This is a genomic window from Alistipes sp. HGB5 (genome assembly GCF_000183485.2).
Lineage (GTDB): Bacteria > Bacteroidota > Bacteroidia > Bacteroidales > Rikenellaceae > Alistipes > Alistipes finegoldii.
On sequence record NZ_AENZ01000030.1, the window covers coordinates 1 to 1620 of the forward strand.

The following is a 1620-nucleotide window of genomic DNA, read 5'->3' on the forward strand; positions in this document are numbered from 1 at the left end:
CTCTCGGACGATTTCCAAAATCTCATCGAGTCGTTCCATAATCGGGTTGCAGTAGGTTTTCGCCGCAAAGATGCAATGACCGAATGATGAGTTTATACAAGTATGTAAATACATAATATATTTATATACTTTATCGCAAAGTGTCTACACGGAGAATTTCGTTGCCAGTTTCTCCCGGAGCATGGTAACCTCACGGTCGATCATCGGCGGGGTGACTTTCGCATAGATTTGAGTGGTGGTGATATTTTTATGTCCCAGCATCTTCGAAAGCGTCTCCAGACTCACACCGTTCGACAGGCAGATCGTCGTGGCGTACGTGTGCCGGGCAAGGTGGAATGAGAGTTGTTTGTCAATGCCGCACTCCCGGGCGATGTTTTTCAGGCTGTCGTCGATCGAATCGAGTGTAGACATGGCAAAAACACGTCCGTCGCCGGTCAGACCCCGGTACTTGTTCAGGATGAACAACGCATACGGCAGAAGTTTGACAACGTATCTGGTTTCGGTCTTCTGGCGGTTCCCGCTGATCCACCACTCGCCCTGCGCATCCTGCTCGATCCGGTCATAGGTCAGCGAGGCCATATCCGCATAGCAGATGCCCGTAAAGCAGGAGAACAGGAACATATCGCGGTTATAGTCCTGACGCTTATACCGCAGCTCGGTAGTCATCATACGCCGGAGTTCATCTTCCGTTAAAAAACTACGTTCCGGATTCGGAGCCGTATATTGATAGAGGGAAAAGGGGTTGCGAGGCATCCAGCCGTTGTTGAACGCGATTTTGACAACGTATTTCAGGCATTTGAGATAACCGCTGACGGTCGTAGGCTTGAGCCCCAGATCGGATTTAAGGTAGACGTGGTATTGCTCGATGAACGACTGCTCCAATTCTGCCAAGGGCATATCGCTCACGTTATACTCCTTACGCATGAAAGTCCGCAGATGGTCGATGGATTTATAGTAGCGGTTCCATGTACCGTGGCAGCGGTCGATGCCGACACGTTTCTTGAGGTCGCCGGTGAATTTCTCGAACGCTTCGAGAAGCAGCCGGTATTTCTCGCCGAAGCCGAGATAGGCATTCTTGACCTTTTCGGCCGTAACGTATGACTCCCGGTCGCAGATATCCTGATAGTGCTTGCCGATCTGGGTGCGGATGTTGTCCAGATGACGGTTGATGCGATCCGCTTCGAGACTACGGCCTTTGGCGCGGCCGCCGCTGACCTCCCAAAGCTTCCGGGACGGAGAGCTTCGCGCTGAACTGCGCGATGCTACCGTTGACCGTGATGCGACCCATGACAGGGACGACTTTCTGATCCTTACATTTGTTCCTTTTGAGGTAGAACAGAACCTTGAACGTGCTGCGCATAAACTCTGCTTTTTAGGGTTGCAAAAATAATTTCAGCAGAGTCGTATGTCAAGATGAATAACGATGCAAGAAACTGAAAATCACGTTTCTATGAATAATAGAGCGAAAGAAACGAGGTAACGATTTGGAAACCGAAACCTCGTTTAACATTACCTTATTCTACTTTTTTTCTAAAACAAAGGTACTGAAGAAAAGTGTATAATTATTTGATTATCTTTTGCTTTACACTTTTTTATACCTCTGTTTTTTATCCCCGGAAA

The 1620-nt window shown here is 48.5% G+C and carries 1 pseudogene; it reads right to left on the reverse strand.

Annotation, left to right across the window (positions count from 1 at the left end):
• Positions 1 to 144 precede the first annotated feature (144 nt).
• Positions 145 to 1360, reverse strand: a pseudogene (locus HMPREF9720_RS05065) (site-specific integrase).
• Positions 1361 to 1620 lie beyond the last annotated feature (260 nt).